Origin of the sequence: Pseudomonas nitroreducens (genome assembly GCF_014204515.1) — a bacterium.
GTDB lineage: Bacteria > Pseudomonadota > Gammaproteobacteria > Pseudomonadales > Pseudomonadaceae > Pseudomonas > Pseudomonas nitritireducens_A.
In genome coordinates, this window is the sequence record NZ_JACHLI010000019.1 from 14,880 (window position 1) to 33,094 (window position 18,215).

At 64.6% G+C, this 18,215-nt stretch carries 15 protein-coding genes and 3 tRNA genes; 2 read left to right on the forward strand and 16 right to left on the reverse strand.

Features of this window, described 5'->3' with window-relative positions; genetic code table 11:
- Position 1 precedes the first annotated feature (1 nt).
- The gene (gene phnN, locus HNP46_RS21570; protein WP_184593010.1) at positions 2 to 565 is read right to left on the reverse strand and encodes a phosphonate metabolism protein/1,5-bisphosphokinase (PRPP-forming) PhnN; all 564 of its coding nucleotides are present in this window, start codon (positions 563 to 565) and stop codon (positions 2 to 4) included.
- A 490-nt stretch (positions 566 to 1,055) separates the two neighbouring features.
- Here phnN and amrZ point away from each other — a divergent pair, with 490 nt between their 5' ends.
- Positions 1,056 to 1,388 (forward strand): transcriptional regulator AmrZ, encoded by a 333-nt coding sequence (gene amrZ, locus HNP46_RS21575; protein ID WP_184593012.1) that lies wholly within the window; start codon positions 1,056 to 1,058, stop codon positions 1,386 to 1,388.
- A gap of 126 nt (positions 1,389 to 1,514) precedes the next feature.
- On the opposite strand, the gene mgtE is transcribed toward amrZ, so the two are convergent.
- Positions 1,515 to 2,957: a magnesium transporter gene (mgtE, locus tag HNP46_RS21580; RefSeq protein WP_184593014.1), complete on the reverse strand. Its 1,443-nt coding sequence runs from the start codon at positions 2,955 to 2,957 to the stop codon at positions 1,515 to 1,517.
- Positions 2,958 to 3,279: 322 nt separating this feature from the next.
- Between mgtE and bamE the strand changes: the two genes are divergently transcribed.
- Positions 3,280 to 3,804: an outer membrane protein assembly factor BamE domain-containing protein gene (bamE, locus tag HNP46_RS21585; protein WP_184593017.1), complete on the forward strand. Its 525-nt coding sequence runs from the start codon at positions 3,280 to 3,282 to the stop codon at positions 3,802 to 3,804.
- 71 nt (positions 3,805 to 3,875) lie between these two features.
- Here the strand turns inward: bamE and HNP46_RS21590 are convergent.
- From HNP46_RS21590 to HNP46_RS21655, 14 genes are all read right to left on the reverse strand, one after another.
- Positions 3,876 to 3,952 (reverse strand) — tRNA-Arg (locus HNP46_RS21590).
- A 98-nt stretch (positions 3,953 to 4,050) separates the two neighbouring features.
- Positions 4,051 to 4,127: transfer RNA gene (locus HNP46_RS21595), tRNA-Arg, on the reverse strand.
- A 109-nt stretch (positions 4,128 to 4,236) separates the two neighbouring features.
- Positions 4,237 to 4,327 (reverse strand) — tRNA-Ser (locus HNP46_RS21600).
- 60 nt (positions 4,328 to 4,387) lie between these two features.
- The gene (gene csrA / locus HNP46_RS21605; protein WP_003085981.1) at positions 4,388 to 4,573 is read right to left on the reverse strand and encodes a carbon storage regulator CsrA; all 186 of its coding nucleotides are present in this window, start codon (positions 4,571 to 4,573) and stop codon (positions 4,388 to 4,390) included.
- Between the two features lie 186 nt (positions 4,574 to 4,759).
- Complete coding sequence (locus HNP46_RS21610) at positions 4,760 to 5,995, reverse strand: aspartate kinase (protein WP_184593019.1); 1,236 nt, start codon at positions 5,993 to 5,995, stop codon at positions 4,760 to 4,762.
- Positions 5,996 to 6,096: 101 nt separating this feature from the next.
- Positions 6,097 to 8,721, reverse strand: coding sequence for an alanine--tRNA ligase (alaS, locus tag HNP46_RS21615; protein WP_184593021.1), 2,625 nt, complete (start codon positions 8,719 to 8,721; stop codon positions 6,097 to 6,099).
- Positions 8,722 to 8,842: 121 nt separating this feature from the next.
- A complete protein-coding gene (gene ltaE, locus HNP46_RS21620) occupies positions 8,843 to 9,847 on the reverse strand; it encodes a low-specificity L-threonine aldolase (protein ID WP_184593023.1) in 1,005 nt (334 codons plus the stop codon).
- Between the two features lie 277 nt (positions 9,848 to 10,124).
- Positions 10,125 to 11,117, reverse strand: coding sequence for a succinylglutamate desuccinylase (gene astE / locus HNP46_RS21625; RefSeq protein WP_184593026.1), 993 nt, complete (start codon positions 11,115 to 11,117; stop codon positions 10,125 to 10,127).
- 50 nt (positions 11,118 to 11,167) lie between these two features.
- Positions 11,168 to 11,449, reverse strand: coding sequence for a GTPase (locus HNP46_RS21630; protein ID WP_184593028.1), 282 nt, complete (start codon positions 11,447 to 11,449; stop codon positions 11,168 to 11,170).
- 9 nt (positions 11,450 to 11,458) lie between these two features.
- Positions 11,459 to 12,805 carry an N-succinylarginine dihydrolase gene (gene astB, locus HNP46_RS21635; protein WP_184593031.1) on the reverse strand — a complete coding sequence of 449 codons (1,347 nt, stop codon included), beginning with the start codon at positions 12,803 to 12,805 and terminating at the stop codon, positions 11,459 to 11,461.
- Positions 12,805 to 14,271 carry a succinylglutamate-semialdehyde dehydrogenase gene (astD, locus tag HNP46_RS21640; RefSeq protein ID WP_184593033.1) on the reverse strand — a complete coding sequence of 489 codons (1,467 nt, stop codon included), beginning with the start codon at positions 14,269 to 14,271 and terminating at the stop codon, positions 12,805 to 12,807. The genes astB and astD overlap by 1 nt, the downstream gene beginning before the upstream one ends.
- 25 nt (positions 14,272 to 14,296) lie before the next feature.
- Positions 14,297 to 15,316 carry an arginine N-succinyltransferase gene (gene astA, locus HNP46_RS21645; RefSeq protein WP_184593035.1) on the reverse strand — a complete coding sequence of 340 codons (1,020 nt, stop codon included), beginning with the start codon at positions 15,314 to 15,316 and terminating at the stop codon, positions 14,297 to 14,299.
- Between the two features lie 11 nt (positions 15,317 to 15,327).
- On the reverse strand, positions 15,328 to 16,344 hold the full coding sequence (gene aruF, locus HNP46_RS21650; RefSeq protein WP_184593037.1) for an arginine/ornithine succinyltransferase subunit alpha: 1,017 nt from the start codon (positions 16,342 to 16,344) through the stop codon (positions 15,328 to 15,330).
- A 158-nt stretch (positions 16,345 to 16,502) separates the two neighbouring features.
- Complete coding sequence (locus tag HNP46_RS21655; RefSeq protein WP_184593039.1) at positions 16,503 to 17,723, reverse strand: aspartate aminotransferase family protein; 1,221 nt, start codon at positions 17,721 to 17,723, stop codon at positions 16,503 to 16,505.
- Positions 17,724 to 18,215 lie beyond the last annotated feature (492 nt).

Consider the following 18,215-nt stretch of genomic DNA (forward strand, 5'->3'; position numbering starts at 1 on the left):
CTCAGCTGGCCTGGGCGCCCGGCGGGTCGATCAGCGCCAGCAGACGGCCGACCGTGGTCTGCAGGGACACCGAGTTATCCAGCTCCACCAGTGGCCCGGGCAGGCCATCGGCAAAATGCGCATTGCGCGCCAGACGCTCCTCGATCTGCGCCAGGCTCTCCCGTCCGCGCTCGAGCAATCGCTGGCGCAGCACGCCCGGCTCGACCTTGAGCAGCACCGCGAGCAACCCGGGATAGCGCCGCCGGGCCTCGTCCAGGTACTTGCGCGAACCATTCACCAGCACGTCGTGGCCGGCCGTCAGCCAGGCATCGATCTCACGGGGAATGCCGTAGTGCAGCCCGTTCGCCCACCAACTCATGGCGAAGGCGCCCGAGGCCTCCAGCTGGGCGAATTCCTCGACACTCACCGAATGCGCCGCTTCCCCGCGCGCCTCGGCGGAGCGGGTGATGACGCGCCGGACGATCCGGCAATCGCGCGCCGCCAGCGGGGCGCTGGCGGCCTGCAATACGCTGTCCTTGCCCGAGCCCGAAGGGCCCATCAGGTAAATCAGTCTGCCCGGAGTCATATGGCGCTCGTGGGGGCCGGCGGTACGGCGTTACATCGGTTCGGGTCCGCAGCGCGGATAATACGCCTGCCTTGTACGAATTCCGCGAAAATCCATCGGATCAGGACGATTGTTCAGGAGCCGCAGGCCCAGCGCTGGAACCCTGTGCCATCATGCGCACCTGCGCCAGGACGGCCTTCCCGGCAGCCGCCCAACGGCAGTCAGGTAGCATTCGCAAATCGACTACGCTCAGACCATTGGGCACATCGCCAGCTTTCTGCCAGAAGTCCAATCCAAAGAGAGGTCTGCCTAGACGGTCTCATTTCGGACGATTGGTGCTGGCATTTAGCCTCCACACCAGACACAATATGCCTTAGGTTTGACGTCAACTTATTGAATAAAACTTCAAAAGCTTTGACGACGCGCTGAACGGCCATTGGAAATCGCTGTCAAAGGGCCTGAACCAACGCTGACCCATGGCATCGGCCTCCCTGACTTACAGGTTTAATGTATGCGCCCATTGAAACAGGCAACCCCCTCCTACTCCAGCCGCACTGCTGACAAATTCGTCGTACGCCTGCCCGAGGGCATGCGTGAGCGCATCGCCGATGTCGCTCGCAGCCATCATCGCAGCATGAACTCCGAGATCATCGCCCGTCTCGAGCAAAGCCTGCTGCAGGAAGGCGCCCTGCAGGACAACCTCGGTATCCGTCTGGACAGCCCGGAACTCAGCCTGCACGAACGCGAGCTGCTGCAACGCTTCCGCCAACTGACCCATCGCCAGCAGAACGCCCTGATCGCCCTGATCGCGCATGACGCCGAGATGGCGCAGAACGACGCCTGAGTCGTTCGCAAGACCCGAAAACAGCCGGCCTTCGAGCCGGCTTTTTCATGCCTGCGATTTGCCTGCTGCGGAAAAGGCGGGCACAAAAAAGCCGCCTCGCGGGCGGCCTTTTCGACTCGGTGGGCACTACATGAGGAACAGCGTGGCCAGCCCGAGGAAGATGAAGAAACCACCGCTGTCGGTCATGGCGGTGATCATCACGCTGGAGCCCATGGCCGGGTCGCGACCCAGGCGCAGCAGGGTCATCGGAATCAGCACCCCCATCAGTGCCGCCAGCAGCAGGTTCAGCGTCATGGCGCCGGTCATCACCGCGCCCAGCTCCCAGTTGCCGTACAGGTAGAAGGCGACCAGGCCGATCACCCCGCCCCACACCAGGCCATTCACCAGGGCCACGCCCAGCTCCTTGCGCAGCAGACGGTTGGCGCTGCTGGTCTGAATCTGGTCCAGGGCCATGGCGCGGACGATCATGGTGATCGTCTGGTTGCCGGAGTTGCCGCCGATACCGGCGACGATGGGCATCAGTGCAGCCAGCGCCACGAGCTTCTCGATGGAGCCTTCGAACAGGCCGATCACCCGCGAGGCGATGAAGGCGGTGACCAGGTTGGTGGCCAGCCAGGCCCAGCGGTTGCCGACGGATTTCCACACCGAGGCGAAGATGTCTTCCTCTTCGCGCAGACCGGCCATGTTGAGGACTTCGCTCTCGCTCTCCTCGCGGATCAGGTCGACCATCTCATCGATGGTCAGACGGCCGATCAGCTTGCCGTTCTTGTCCACCACAGGCGCGGAAATCAGGTCGTAACGCTCGAACGCCTGGGCGGCTTCGTAGCCGTCCTCGTCGGGGCTGAAGGTCACCGGGTCGGTGGCCATGACTTCTGCCACCTCCTTGTCCGGATCGTTCACCAGCAGGCGCTTGATCGGCAGCACGCCCTTGAGCACGCCGTCGTAGTCGACCACGAAGAGCTTGTCGGTATGCCCAGGCAGCTCCTTGAGACGGCGCAGGTAGCGCAGCACCACTTCCAGGCTGACGTCGTCGCGGATGGTGACCATCTCGAAGTCCATCAGCGCGCCGACCTGGTCTTCCTCGTAGGACAACGCCGAGCGCACGCGCTCGCGCTGCTGCGCATCGAGGGTTTCCATCAGCTCGTGGACCACGTCGCGCGGCAGTTCCGGCGCAAGGTCGGCAAGTTCGTCCGCGTCCATCTCGCGGGCGGCGGCGAGGATCTCGTGATCGTCCATGTCGGCGATCAGGGTTTCCCGCACGGAATCCGAGACTTCGAGGAGGATGTCGCCGTCGCGCTCGGCCTTGACCAGTTGCCAGACCGTCAGGCGGTCATCCAGCGGCAGGGACTCGAGGATGTGGGCGATATCGGCCGGGTGCAACTCGTCCATCTTGCGCTGCAATTCGGCAAGATTCTGGCGATGCACAAAGTTTTCGACGAGGTCTTGATGCTGGCCTTCCTGACGGTGCGTCAGGTCTTCCACCAGCTTGTGCTTGTGCAGCAGGTCGACCACCTGGTTGAGGCGGTCCTGCAGGCTTTCCTGCGGCTTCTTGGCTTCTACTTCGGTCATAGCACGCTCCACCCCCAGTGGCAGAACGGGCCAGAGGGGATCAATACATCAGGTCGTGTGTACGCAATCGGGGTTCTGAGTAACTACTGGGTAAGTCCATGGTGGTGTCCCATGCGCCCATCGAGGGCAGATGCGGGAAATGATAACACTCCGGGGTGTATTAGGCGTTACAAAATGGCGGCTAGAACAATCGCTTGCAGGCGAAAGTTCAGTGGCGAATCACTGCCTGGTTCGACGCCCGAAAGCTCCCACAGGACACCCGGCTCCGACTGACAAATCACACTTCTAGGCTGCAGGCAGGCTCGTCACCTCGGAGGACGCCATGCGCCTGCCCGTCCTGCTCTGTTCACTCCTGATTCCATTGATACCGACCAGCGAGGCCGCCACGGTGTTCCGCTGTACCGCCAGCGATGGCAGCGTGCTGTTCAGTCAGTATGGCTGCCCCATGGAGCGGCAGCAGGAAATCCAGCAGGCCGCCAACCCCTCGCCAGGAAGCGGCACGCCGGTGCCCATGGCTGATCCGAAGACAACTGCTGCGCTGAAGCCACCCCTGCGGAACAAGACCGGGGACAAGGGTGCGGAGCACGAGGACGTGGTCGTCGTCGGCGAGCAGCAGAACGGCTGCGGCAATCGCGTCACCGGCAGCGCGCGGCGCAAGGCGATCATCGAAGGTCGCATCAGGAGCGGGATGACCCGCAGCGACGTGGAGAGCGCCCTGGGCAGGCCCGACAGCGTCAGCCAGCAAAACGAGACGCTGCGCTATCACTACGCGGCGGAAAGGAAGCGTGGCGCACGCAGCGTAACCTTCGACGAGGACGGCTGCGTGATAGGCAAGGCGAGGCGCTGAGAAGAACGCCCTGCCGGCTTTTTCGAGGGCAAAGAAAAAGGGCCTGCATTTCTGCAGGCCCTTTCGGTATATGGCGCACTCAGGAGGATTCGAACCTCCGACCGCTCGGTTCGTAGCCGAGTACTCTATCCAGCTGAGCTATGAGTGCGTCGTTGGCAAAGTTTAACCAGATTCACCAACTGGTTGCAGCTAATGGCCTTTCAGCCCTTTCGCCACTGAAGCCCCGCTTTCGCGTAACTTCGTATATGGCGCACTCAGGAGGATTCGAACCTCCGACCGCTCGGTTCGTAGCCGAGTACTCTATCCAGCTGAGCTATGAGTGCGCTGATGAGGGCGCAAATTCTAGTGCGATTTTTCTGACCTGTCAACAAGATTTTTCAATCTTTTCAGTCACTTACGTAACCGGACAACTCACTGCTCTAGAAGAAGCAATGGCGGAGAGGGGGGGATTCGAACCCCCGACACCCTTTTGAGGTGTACTCCCTTAGCAGGGGAGCGCCTTCGGCCACTCGGCCACCTCTCCGCAACACGGGGCGCATGATATCCATGTTTTCCCCGTTTGCAAAGAAAAATTTTAGAAAAATTAATGGTTTGGTTCTTGGTCTTTCTCTTTCTGAATACGCTGGTAGATCTCTTCGCGGTGCACGGCGACTTCCTTCGGCGCATTCACACCGATTCGCACCTGATTTCCTTTAACGCCCAGCACAGTCACGGTGACGTCGTCACCGACCATCAGGGTCTCTCCGACCCGGCGAGTCAGAATCAGCATTCCTTTCTCCTTACGTGTTACGGGATAAGCAGTCTGCAAAAAAAGAAATGGTGGCAGATTCGTATAGATCAAGTGCGCGAATCCTTCACCCAAGTATTGACCAGTCCTGCCGGAATGAAAGTTCCTGACAGCCGGTCAAAAACGACAAAAGGCGCGGATTAGCCGCGCCTTTCGATGGTTCTCCCCTTACTCGCCCTGTCGGGCCGGGGCGTCGAGCTCAAACGCGGTGTGCAGGGCACGGACCGCCAGCTCGAGGTATTTCTCTTCGATGACCACCGACACCTTGATTTCCGAGGTGGAGATCATCTGGATGTTGATGGTTTCCTTGGCCAACGCCTCGAACATGCGGCTGGCGACACCGGCGTGGGAGCGCATGCCGACACCGACGATGGAAACCTTGGCGATATTGGTGTCGCCAGTGGCTTCGCGCGCACCGATGCTGGTGGCGGTCTGCTTGAGGATTTCCAGGGCGGCCTGGTAGTCGTTGCGGTGCACGGTGAAGGTGAAGTCGGTGGTGTTATCGTGCGCGACGTTCTGCACGATCATGTCGACTTCTACATTGGCGGCACTGATCGGGCCGAGAATCTTGAAAGCAACGCCGGGGGTATCCGGTACGCCACGGATGGTCAGCTTGGCTTCGTCGCGGTTGAAGGCGATGCCGGAGATGATCGGCTGTTCCATGGATTCCTCTTCATCAAGGGTAATGAGGGTGCCCGGACCCTCCTGGAAGCTGTGCAGCACGCGCAGCGGGACGTTGTACTTGCCGGCGAATTCCACCGAGCGGATCTGCAGCACCTTGGAGCCGAGGCTGGCCATTTCCAGCATCTCTTCGAAGGTGATCTTGTCCAGGCGACGCGCCTGCGGCACGACGCGCGGGTCGGTGGTATAGACGCCGTCGACGTCGGTGTAGATCTGGCACTCGTCGGCCTTCAGGGCCGCCGCCAGCGCTACGCCGGTGGTGTCGGAACCGCCACGGCCGAGGGTGGTGATGTTGCCCTGCTCGTCAACACCCTGGAAGCCCGCGACCACGACCACGCGGCCGGCTTTCAGATCTGCGCGAATGTTCGCATCGTCGATGCTCAGGATACGCGCCTTGGTGTGGGAACTGTCGGTCAGGATGCGAACCTGGTTACCGGTGTAGGAGACCGCCGGCACGCCACGCTTCATCAGCGCCATGCTAAGCAGGGCAATGGTCACCTGCTCGCCGGTGGAGACCATCACGTCCAGCTCACGCGGAGTCGGCTGATCCATGATCTGTTTCGCCAGACCAATCAGGCGGTTGGTCTCGCCGCTCATGGCGGAAACCACCACGACGATGTCGTCGCCCGCCTCACGGAACTTCTTCACCTTCTCGGCCACCTGCTCGATTCTCTCGACGGTGCCGACGGAGGTCCCTCCAAACTTCTGTACGATCAAAGCCATTTCAAAAGCCGCCTGATTCCTGAAGGGCGCCCATTAAACATGCATCACCGCATGCTGCCAAGGCCCGCCGGACGCGCTGCGGGCCCCGTATTTCAGAGCCTTTAGAGGCCCTGTTCGACAAACTTGACTGCCAGTGCCAGAGCTTCGTCCAGCTTGCCGGCATCCACGCCACCGCCCTGGGCCATGTCCGGGCGACCACCGCCCTTCCCGCCCACGGCCGCAGCGGCCTGCTTCATCAGATCGCCAGCCTTGTGCTTGGCGGTCAGGTCCTGGGTCACGCCGGCAACCAGCACGACCTTCTCCTCGAACACGCCGCCCAGCAGGATCACGCCGCTGCCCAGCTTGTTCTTCAGCTGGTCGACCAGCGCCAGCAGCGCCTTGCCGTCCAGGCCGTCGAGACGCGAGGACAGCACCTTCACCCCACCGACTTCCACGGCGGAACCCGCCAGGTCGTCGCCGGCAGCGCTGGCGGCTTTGGCCTTGAGCTGTTCCAGCTCCTTTTCCAGCTGACGGTTGCGCTCGATCAGGCCGGAGAGCTTGTCCAGCAGGTTGTCACGGCTGCCCTTGACCAGGCCGGCCGCTTCCTTGAGCTGCTCTTCGGCACCGTTGAGGTAGGCCAGCGCAGCTCCGCCGGTGACTGCTTCGATACGGCGCACGCCGGAAGCCACACCGCCTTCGCTGGTGATCTTGAACAGGCCGATGTCGCCGGTACGCGATACGTGGGTACCGCCGCACAGCTCGACGGAGAACTTGCCGCCCATGCTCAGCACGCGCACCTGATCACCGTACTTCTCGCCGAACAGCGCCATGGCGCCCTTGTTCTTGGCGGATTCGATGTCGGTCTCTTCGGTCTCGACCTCGGAGTTCCTGCGGATCTCGGTGTTGACGATGTCTTCCAGCTGCTTCAGCTGCTCGGGCTTGATCGCCTCGAAGTGGCTGAAGTCGAAGCGCAGGCGCTGGCTGTCGACCAGCGAGCCCTTTTGCTGGACGTGATCGCCCAGCACCTGGCGCAGCGCGGCGTGCAGCAGGTGAGTCGCCGAGTGGTTCAGCGCGGTGGCCTGACGCACAGAAGCGTCGACTTCAGCCTGCACCGCAGCGCCGACGCTCAGGCTGCCCTGGGCCACTACGCCGTGGTGCAGGTGAGCGCCGCCAGCCTTGGTGGTGTCGCGCACGTCGAAGCGCACGCCGGCAGCTTCAAGGTAACCGCTGTCACCAATCTGGCCGCCGGATTCGGCGTAGAACGGTGTCTGGTCGAGAACGACCACGCCCTCCTCGCCTTCGCCCAGTTGCTCGACGGCCTTGCCGTCCTTGAACAGGGCGATGATCTGGCCGGCGCCGGAAACGCCCTGGTAGCCGAGGAAGCGGGTGTCGCCATCCACTTTCACCAGGCTGTTGTAGTCCATGCCGAAGGCGCTGGCGGAGCGGGCGCGCTCACGCTGGGCCTCCATCTCGCGCTCGAAGCCTTCCTCGTCGAGGGTCAGGCTGCGCTCGCGGGCGATGTCGTTGGTCAGGTCCACCGGGAAGCCGTAGGTGTCGTACAGCTTGAACACCACGTTGCCGGGGATGACGCTGCCCTTGAGCTCGGAGAGGTCCTGCTCGAGGATCTTCAGGCCCTGCTCCAGGGTCTTGGCGAACTGTTCTTCCTCGGTCTTCAGCACGCGCTCGATGTGCGCCTGCTGCTGCTTGAGCTCGACGAAGGCCTCGCCCATCTCGCCGACCAGGGCGGCAACGATCTTGTGGAAGAAGGTGCCCTTGGCGCCCAGCTTGTTACCGTGGCGGCAGGCGCGACGGATGATGCGGCGCAGCACGTAGCCGCGGCCTTCGTTGGACGGCAGTACGCCGTCGGCGATCAGGAAGCCGCAGGAACGGATGTGGTCGGCCACTACTTTCAGAGACGGTGCGTCGTCGTTGGCGCAGCCGATGGCCTTGGCCGAAGCCTTCAGCAGGCTCTGGAACAGGTCGATCTCGTAGTTCGAGTGGACGTGCTGCAGCACGGCGCTGATGCGCTCCAGGCCCATGCCGGTGTCCACGCTCGGCGCCGGCAACGGGTGCATGACGCCGTCCGCGGTGCGGTTGAACTGCATGAAGACGTTGTTCCAGATCTCGATGTAGCGGTCACCGTCTTCTTCCGGCGAGCCGGGCGGGCCGCCCCAGATGTCGGCGCCGTGGTCGAAGAAGATCTCGGTGCACGGGCCGCACGGACCGGTGTCGCCCATCGCCCAGAAGTTGTCCGACGCGTAGGGAGCGCCCTTGTTGTCGCCGATGCGGACCATGCGCTCGGCGGGGATACCGACTTCCTTGGTCCAGATGTCGTAGGCCTCGTCATCGCTGGCGTAGACGGTGACCCAGAGCTTTTCCTTGGGCAGGTTCAGCCACTTGTCCGAGGTGAGGAATTCCCAGGCGTAGGTGATGGCGTCGCGCTTGAAATAGTCGCCGAAGCTGAAGTTGCCCAGCATTTCGAAGAAGGTGTGGTGGCGCGCGGTGTAGCCGACGTTTTCCAGGTCGTTGTGCTTGCCGCCGGCACGCACGCACTTCTGGCTGGTGGTGGCGCGGGTGTAGGCGCGCTTTTCCAGGCCCAGGAAGCAGTCCTTGAACTGGTTCATGCCTGCGTTGGTGAACAGCAGGGTCGGGTCGTTCGCCGGGATCAGCGAACTGGACGCTACGCGGGTGTGCCCCTTCTCTTCGAAGAAGCGGAGGAAGGCTTCACGGATTTCAGCGCTTTTCATAGGTTCTTCCACGGAAAAATGCGGCCACGAATCGCCGGCAAAGGGCCGCATTATATCGGCCCCGCATCAAGGTTGTAGTGTCTTTGCGCGATAGTTAACGCCTATCGCGCATTAATTGCTGTCAGGAACGACGAAAGGCGGCGAAAGCTTCGACGATACGCGGGATATCAGCGCTTTTCACATCCAGGTGGGTAACCAGCCGCAGGCGCGCCGCGGCGCTGACGCGGATGCCGCGCTCGGTCAGGTGTTCGCCGAGGGCAGCGGCCTGCTCGCCGATGCCGACGTAGACCATGTTGGTCTGCACCGGCTCGATGGCATAGCCCAGCTCCGCCAGACCGCGACCGAGGGTTTCGGCGTTGGCGTGGTCTTCGGCCAGACGCTCGACCTGATGGTCCAGCGCATAGAGGGCCGCCGCTGCCAGGCCGCCAGCCTGGCGCATGCCGCCGCCGACCATCTTGCGCAGCCGGCGCGCGCGGCCGATCAGTTCGGCATCGCCGCAGAGCACCGACCCCACCGGCGCACCGAGTCCCTTGGACAGGCACACCGAGACCGAATCGAAATGGCGGGTGATCTCGCGGGCGTCCACGCCCAGCTTGACCGCCGCGTTGTACAGGCGCGCGCCGTCCAGGTGCAGTGCCAGGCCACGGCGGCGCGTCATTTCCCGTGCGGCAGCCAGATACGCCTGCGGCAGGACCTTGCCCTGCATGGTGTTTTCCAGCGCCAGCAGGCGGGTACGGGCGAAGTGGAAATCGTCCTGCTTGATCGCCGCCTCGACCTTGGCCAGGTCCAGCGAACCATCGGCTTCCCCCTCGATGGGCTGTGGCTGGATCGAGCCCAGCACCGCGGCGCCGCCGCCTTCATATTTATAGGTGTGCGCCTGCTGGCCGACGATGTACTCGTCGCCCCGGCCGCAATGGGCCATCAGGCCGAGCAGGTTGCTCATGGTGCCAGTGGGCACGAACAGCGCGGCGGCAAAGCCCAGGCGCTCGGCCAGGGTCGCTTCCAGGCGATTCACCGTCGGGTCTTCGCCGTAGACGTCATCGCCCAGCTCGGCCCGCGCCATCGCCTCGCGCATACCGGCGGAGGGCAGGGTCACGGTGTCGCTGCGAAGGTCGATGATGGACATGGCGGAGCTCCTCGGGCATCAAGCGGAAAGGGCCGATGCTAAGGGCTCGGAGGCAGTGCGACAAGGCGCCGGCCAATGATGTTTCCGGCGATTCGCCAAATACTTCGTTCTGCCCAACGGTCCCCTCTCCCTTCAGGGGGAGGGTTAGGGAGGGGGATCAGTGTCAAACCATACGCCGAAGTAGGCTCCGCCCCCTCTCCCCAGCCCTCTCCCTGAAGGGAGAGGGGGCTGTCCGGCGTGAAGGGAGATCGCGAAGCTAGCCGGAAACAGTGACGAATCAAAGCTCGGTGGGCACGACCAGGATGCCGGCGCGCAGGCCGTTCTTCACCCGAGGGTTGGGGAAGATGATCCGTGCGCCCTGCTCTTCGACGATCCAGCGGGTGCCGCCGATGTCCTCGGCGAGCAGGAAGCCGTGATCCAGCTCGGTGAAGTTGTCCACCGCATCGTCCAGGTGCAGGCGGAAGTGGTCGCTGTGCTTGATCACTTCGCGGGAGACGGCAAACAGCTGCAGACCGTCCAGTTGCGCGCCATCGGCTTCCTGGCCGCTGATCACACCTTCGAGCATGGCTTCCAGGCGATCCAGGTTCACCGCCTGGTTCTGCCCGAACGGCCGGGCCTTGCCCAGTTCCAGGGTGAAGGCCTCGGCGCCCAGGTGGCTGTAAGTGTAGGCACTGAAGGTGATGCCCGGCTTGCTCTGCAGCAGCACGGCGTCGATGCCGGCGCTGCGCAGGCGCGCCAGTTCCTCGCGGGAATGCTCGCGGCCGCTGGCCCAGGGATAGAGCGCGAACTGCTCGATCTTCGAGCCGCGGATGGCGGTGTGCAGGTCGTAATGCAGGCGCGGACGACCTTCACGGGCGAAGAAGGCCGCAGCCAGGCGCTCCAGCTCCGCTGCACGCAGGGCCTCGTTGCCGCTGCCCTCCTCGTGGCGGCCGCAGAACAGACGGTTGATGTCGTGTTCCAGATAGCGCTCACCGCGGCGCATGGCCTCGGGGTTGCCGAGCAGGAACAGCACCCGCGTCGCCGGCTTCAGCTCGCCACGCGCGACGCGATGCACCAGGCGATCGAGCAGCTCGATGGGGGCGGTCTCGTTGCCGTGGATGCCGGCCGAGAGCAGCAGGTCGCGGCCATTGTCGCGGGCTACCGGCGGAGTGATTTCGAGGGCGCCTTCGGCCAGCCAGTGCAGACGGGTGCCGTCGGCGGTGAGCTGGATCTTTTCCGTCGGCTCACGGCCGGCGAGGGTCAGTTCGAGCAGTTTGCCCAAAGCTAGCATGCGGACGCCTCCATCAGACCCACGGCCCGCACGGGCCGTGGACTCCGCGATCAGTGGTGATGGTCACATCCACAGTCTGGACCATGTTCGTGGACTTCGGCGGCTTCCAGCTCCAGGCTCAGGCCCAACTGGTTCACCGCCTGCGGGCGGACCACCAGCAGCGGGATCTCGGCGTCGTCCTCATGGGAGTCGGCGTAGATCGTCAGGCCGCCCTTGCCGTCGGACTCCAGCCACAGCTCGCGCCCTTCCAGGCGGATGGCCAGGCGCGCGGTGTGGGTCTCGCGGCGCTCGCCCTGGTTGTCTTCGAGAATCAGCGGAAGGCTTTCGGTCATGTCAGTCACTCAAATCTGCTGGAAGGGATAAACCGAGCCCAGTTTAAGGATCTGGCTCAATTCATCCAACGCCGTCCGGCACTCGACGAGCAACTGCGGGTCGGCCAGGTCGGTTTCGGCCAGGCGATCGCGGTAGTGCTTGTCGACCCAGGTGACCAGGGTGTCGTGCAGGGTCGGGGTCATGATCACGCCCGGATTCACCGCTGCCAGCTCGGCATCGCTGAGCGCCACGCGCAGGCGCAGACAGGCCGGGCCGCCGCCGTTCTGCATGCTCTGCTTGAGGTCGAACACCTTCACCTCGCGGATCGGGCCATCCTCGGCGGTCAGGCGCGACAGGTAGTTCCACACACGCTCGTTCTTGCGGCACTCCTCCGGGACGATCAGCAGCATGTTGCCGTCGGCGCGGGTAAGCAACTGGCTGTTGAACAGGTAGGACTTCACCGCGTCCTCCACGCTGACCTGGTCGCGCGGCACGCACACGGCACGGAAGCGACCGCCGCGACGGCCCAGCTTGTCGTGCAGCTCGGCGAGCACGCGCTCGGTGTCGAGGAAGGCGTCTTCGTGGTGGAACAGCACTTCGCCGTTGCCGACCGCGATGACATCGTTGTGGAATACGCCCTGGTCGATCACCGCCGGATTCTGCTGGGCGTAGACCACACCGTCGTCGCTCAGGCCGTGCAGCCGGGCGACCGCCTGGCAGGCTTCCAGGGTCTGCCGCGCCGGGTAGCGCTGCGGCGCCGGGAAGCGGCTGTCGAAGGCGCTGCGACCGAACACGAAGAACTCCACGCCGGCCTCGCCATAAGATTTGCAGAAGCGCGTGTGGTTGGCCGCGCCCTCGTCGCCGAACTGGGCGACCGCCGGCAGCGCGGCATGGTGGGCGAAGTGTTGCTCGTCGTTGAACATCGCCGCGAGGATGCGGCTGGTCTGCGGATGCTCGATGGAGCGGTGGAACTTGCAGTTCAGGTTGGCGGCGGTGAAGTGCACGCGGCCATCGGCAGTGTCGGCGCCGGGGCTGACGGTGGCGGCGTTGGCCGTCCACATGCAGGAAGCCGAGCTGACGGCGGCGAGCAGCGGCATCGCGTCTTTTGCCGCCTTGGCGATCACTTCGGCGTCCGTGCCGGAGAAGCCCAGGGCGCGCAGCGAGGCCACGGCCGGGCGTTCCTGCGGGGCGAACACGCCCTGCTTGAAGCCCATCTCCATCAGCGCCTTCATCTTCGACAGGCCCTGCTTGGCCGCTTCGCGCGGGTTGGACGCTACCTGGCTGTTGCTCTGCGAGGCAACGTTGCCGTACGACAGACCGCCGTAGTTGTGCGTCGGCCCGACCAGGCCGTCGAAGTTCATCTCATAGGCAGCCATCACAGGCTCACTCCCGGAGTCAGGGTTGCAGGCAGGCTCAGGCTGTCGCTTTCCAGCGAGGCCACCGGGTAGGCGCAGTAATCGGCCGCGTAGTAGGCGCTCGGGCGATGGTTGCCGGAGGCGCCGATACCGCCGAACGGTGCGCTGCTGGCGGCGCCGGTCAGTTGCTTGTTCCAGTTGACGATGCCGGCGCGGCTTTCGATGAGGAAGTCCTCGAAGCGCTCGCGGGAGTCCGACAGCAGGCCGGCAGCCAGGCCGTACTGGGTGGCGTTGGCTTCGCGCACGGCGGCGTCGAAGTCGGCATAGCGGATCACCTGCAGCAGCGGGCCGAAGAACTCTTCGTCCGGGCGTTCGCTGACGGCGCTCACATCGAGGATACCAGGGGTCAGCAGCGCGGCGTTGGCCAGCGGCTGGGTCATCGCCAGCAGCGGCCTGGCGCCCTTGGCCAGCAGTTGTTCCTGGGCCTTGATCAGATGCTGCGCAGCGGCGAGGGAGATCACCGAGCCCATGAAGGGTGCCGGTTGCTCATCGAAGGCACCGACCTTGATGGTCGCAGCCACGGCCACCAGGCGCTCCAGCAGCGCATCGCCCCAGGCGCCCTGCGGCACCAGCAGACGGCGGGCACAGGTGCAGCGCTGGCCGGCGGAAATGAAGGCGGACTGGATGATGGTGTAGACGGCGGCATCGACGTCCTTCACTTCATCGACGATCAGCGGGTTGTTGCCGCCCATCTCCAGCGCCAGGATTTTCTGCGGGCGACCGCCGAACTGGCTGTGCAGCAGGTTGCCGGTGCGGCTGGAGCCGGTGAAGAACAAGCCGTCGATGTCATCGTTGCCAGCCAGCGCCACGCCGGTGTCGCGGGCGCCCTGTACCAGGTTGATCACGCCGGCAGGGATGCCCGCCTCGATCCACGCCTGCAGGGTCAGTTCGGCGACCTTGGGGGTCAGCTCGCTGGGCTTGAACACCACGGCGTTGCCTGCCAGCAGGGCCGGCACGATGTGGCCGTTGGGCAGGTGGCCGGGGAAGTTGTACGGGCCGAACACAGCGACCACGCCATGGGGCTTGTGGCGCAGCACAGCGGTGGCGTCGGCCAGCGGGCCGCTCTTCTCGCCGGTGCGCTCGCGGAAGGCCTGGACCGAGATGGCGACCTTGTTGACCATGCTGGTCACTTCGGTGGCGGCTTCCCACAGCGGCTTGCCGGTTTCCTCGCCGATGGCGCGGGCCAGTTCCTCGGAGCGGCCCTTGAGGGCGGCGGCGAAGGCTTCCAGCACGGCGATGCGCTCTGCCAGCGGACGACGGGCCCAGGCCGGGAAGGCCTTGCGCGCGGCAGCGACGGCGGCGGCGACCTGCTGGTCCGAAGCAGCGTTGCCGGACCAGACCACAGCCTGGCTCACCGGGCAGAGCGATTGCAGCGGCTCGCCTTCGCCCGCCAGCCACTGGCCGGCAATGTAGTGGGTATTCATCATCAGGCTCCCCTGACGCCGGACGGCGTCAGTTGCGTTTTCCGGAGAGGGGCACCGCGCGGACCGAAGCCCCGGCGGACAGGCGCAGGCGCTTGGCGGTCTGCGCATCGACCACCAGCGAACCGGCGGCCAGGCGCGCCGGCGCCGCGGTGATGCGGCAGTCCTCGCGCTTGCGGTTGTGGATCAGGAAGGGCTCGGCATCGTCGCCCGGCGTGCCGATAGCCAGCACCAGGCTCTGGCTGTCGGCGATGGCGCGGATCTTCTCGGTCGGCGCCTCGATGGCCGGGCCGGCGTCGAAGATGTCGACATAGCCCTGGTAGCTGAAACCCTCGGCCTTGAGCATGGCCAGCGCCGGCTCGGTGTCGGCGTGGACGCGGCCGATCACCTCGCGCGCGTCCTCGGAGAGGAAGCAGGTGTAGAGCGGGAACTTGGGCATCAGCTCGGCGATGAAGGCCTTGTTGCCCACGCCGGTCAGGTAATCGGCCTGGCTGAACTCCATCTTGAAGAAGTGCCGGCCCAGGCTTTCCCAGAACGGCGAGCGCCCGGCGGTGTCGGACATGCCGCGCATCTCGGCGATCACCTTGTCGCCGAACAGCTCGCGGAATTCGGCGATGAACAGGAAGCGTGCCTTGGACAGCAGGCGACCGTTCAGGCCGGCGCGGTGGTCGGCATGCAGGAACAGCGAGCACAGCTCGGACTGCCCGGTGAGGTCGTTGGCCAGGAACAGCGTGGGGATCTCGCGATGGATACCCAGCTCCTGGGACGCGCTGACGGTGAGGCCGACGCGGTAGTTGTACCAAGGCTCGCGCAGGCCGACGGCGCCGGCGACGGCGGAGATGCCCACCACCTTGCCTTCGTCGTTCTCCAGCACGAACAGGTAGTCGGCGTCGGCGCGTTCGGCTTCGCCACGGAAGGCCTTCTCGGCCCAGCTCACGCGGTGCTGCAGGCGCTGCTCGTTGGCCGGCAGCGTGGTCAGGCCGGTGCCGGTGCTGCGCGCCAGGTCAAAGAGAGCCGGCAGGTCGGCGCTGGTTACGGGACGGACGATCATGCTCTCTCCCCTCAGATCGCGACCAGGCGCACGCTGGCGCCCTCGCCGATGCCCAGGGCATCGGCGGTTTCCTGGTTCAGGGTGACGGGCTTGCCCGGTACCCAGTCGAGTTCGGCAACGATGGCGCGGAAATCCTGCAACTGGCCGTTGGTGACCAGGTAGCTGCGGCTGCCATGCCCCGACGCACCGATGCGCACCGGCACCTGGCGGCTCTGGGCGATGGAGCGGATGTTCGAGGTGCGCGCATGCAGCGCCGGGCCACCGTCGAAGATGTCCACGTAGTTCTCCGACTCGAAGCCGTCGCGCATCAGGATGTCGAAGGTGATCTGCGCACGCGGATGCACCTGTCCCATCGCCTCCTGCGCCTCGTCCGGCAGCAGCGGCACGTAGATCGGGTAGTGCGGCATCAGTTCGGCGAGGAAGGTGCGGCTCTTCAGCCCCGAGAGCTTCTCGGCCTCGGTGTAGTCGAGGTCGAAGAAGTTGCGCCCGATGGCGTTCCAGAACGGCGACTGGCCCTGCTCGTCGCTGTAGCCGACGATCTCCACCACCACCGCATCGGCGAAGCGCTCCGGATGGCTGGCCATGAACAGCAGGCGACCACGGGAGTTGAGCTCGGCGATGGGCGTGTTCACCAGCTCGCGTTCGACGTAGAAGCTGGTCAGCAGGCTGTTGCCGGTCAGGTCGTGGCACAGCGAGAGGACGTGGATCTTGTTGTGGATCTTCAGCTCGCGGGAAGCGTGCACGAAGGTCTCGTTGCGGAAGCTGTAGAACGGCTCGGAGAAACCGGCCGAGGCGACGATGGCGGAGCAGCCGACCAGGCGACCGGTCTCGCTGTCCTCGAGCACGAAGAAATAGCTCTCTTCACCGTTGAAGCTCACTTCGGCGGCGAACGAGGCCTCCGAGGCAAGGATCTTCTCGCGCAGGCGTTCCGCGTCGTCCGGCAGCGACGTGACGCCGACCGGGCTGTCCGCGGCGAGACGCTGCACCTGCTGCAGGTCGGCCACTTGGGCGGGGCGCATCACCAGCATGGCGTCACTCCTCTAACCAGACAAAAATCTTGATTCGTGATTGATGGGCGCGACACGACCCGTGCCGCGCTCGTCAGGGCATTCGAAGAACCGACCGGGATGACCCGGCCGGCTGAGCGGCGAGGCGCAGGCCCCGCCGGTTCAGCGTAGCCGGGGGCTCAGCCGCGGGTCAGCTTGGCGATGGCGCGCTCGAGGCGATCCAGGCCTTCGTCGATGTCCGCGTCCGGGATCACCAGGCTGGGCGCGAAGCGCACCACGTCCGGGCCGGCCTGCAGGACCATCACGCCTTCCTTCTCGGCGGCGTTGAGCACGTCCTTGGCCTTGCCCTTGAAGGCATCGTTGAGCACCGCGCCGATCAGCATGCCCATGCCGCGGACCTGGGTGAAGATGCCGTACTCGGTGGCGATCTTCTCCAGGCGAACCTTGAAGCGCTCGTGCTTGGCCTTCACGCCTTCGAGCACTTGCGGAGTGTTGATCACGTCGCAGGCCGCACCGGCGACGGCGCACGCCAGCGGGTTGCCGCCGTAGGTGGTGCCGTGGGTGCCGACGACCAGGTGTTCGGCGATCTTCGCGGTGGTCAGCATGGCGCCGATCGGGAAGCCGCCGCCCAGGCCCTTGGCGCTGGACAGGATGTCCGGATTCACGCCGTAGTACTGGTGGGCGTAGAGGTAGCCGATACGACCGAAGCCGCTCTGCACTTCATCGAAGATCAGCAGCGCGTTGTTCTCGTCGCACAGCTTGCGCACGCCTTCCAGGTAGGCCTTGTCGGCCGGCAGCACGCCGCTCTCGCCCTGCACCGGCTCGATGATCACGGCGCAGGTCTTGTCGGAGATGGCCGCCTTCAGGGCTTCCAGATCGTTGAACGGGATGTGGGTGATGCCTTCGACCTTCGGGCCGAAACCATCGGAATACTTGGCCTGGCCACCGACGTTGACGGTGAACAGGGTGCGACCGTGGAAGCTGTTGACCATCGAGATGATCTCGAACTTCTCCGGGCCATGGACGTCATGGGCATAGCGGCGCGCCAGTTTGAGCGCGGCCTCGTTGGCCTCGGCGCCGGAGTTGGCGAAGAACACGCGCTCGGCGAAGGTGGCGTCGATCAGCTTCTTCGCCAGGCGCAGGGCCGGCTCGTTGGTGAAGACGTTGGAGACGTGCCAGATCTTCCCGGCCTGCTCGGTCAGCGCCTGCATCAGCGCCGGATGGGTGTGGCCCAGGGAACTGACCGCGATACCGCCGGCGAAGTCCACCAGCTCTCGGCCGCTCTGATCCCAGACTCGGGAACCCTCGCCACGCACCGGAATGAAGGCCGCCGGCGAATAGTTGGGAACCATGACCTGGTCGAAATCGGAGCGTTGGACCTGAGCTTGCGGAGCGGACATCGGTGTTCTCCTGCCTGGTTGAGGCGGCTATCGATGGATGGATTGTAGGGACGAACTGCGGGCCGTCATTGCCGCCATGCGACAACTTGTTATAGCGCCAACCCGTGAATTGCCGAGGCTTACGGAAATGCGACAGAAAGCGTCGGGAAGGCGCAGTGTACGGCCTGCGGCCTGCTGCGGGTACACGCGGCCGTGGAATTTGTTCGCTGCGCGAACGAACGGTCAGGAATAAGAGGAAGGAGGGAGTTCTGCAGGAGCGAGCTTGCTCGCGAACCGCTTTACACCGGCATTTCCGGGAACATCATTCGCGAGCAGGCTCGCTCCTACGAAGAGCAGGGAATCCGCTGCGCTCAGTCGTAGGGCGCATAACGCGCCAGCGTTATCCGCCGCGGGCCCGGCGGCGAACAACCCGCTCCAGGTAAATCGCCCTACATCAGCTCAACGCACGGAGAGGATGCCGGCCAAGCCCACCCAATCGATGGGTATCGCTTC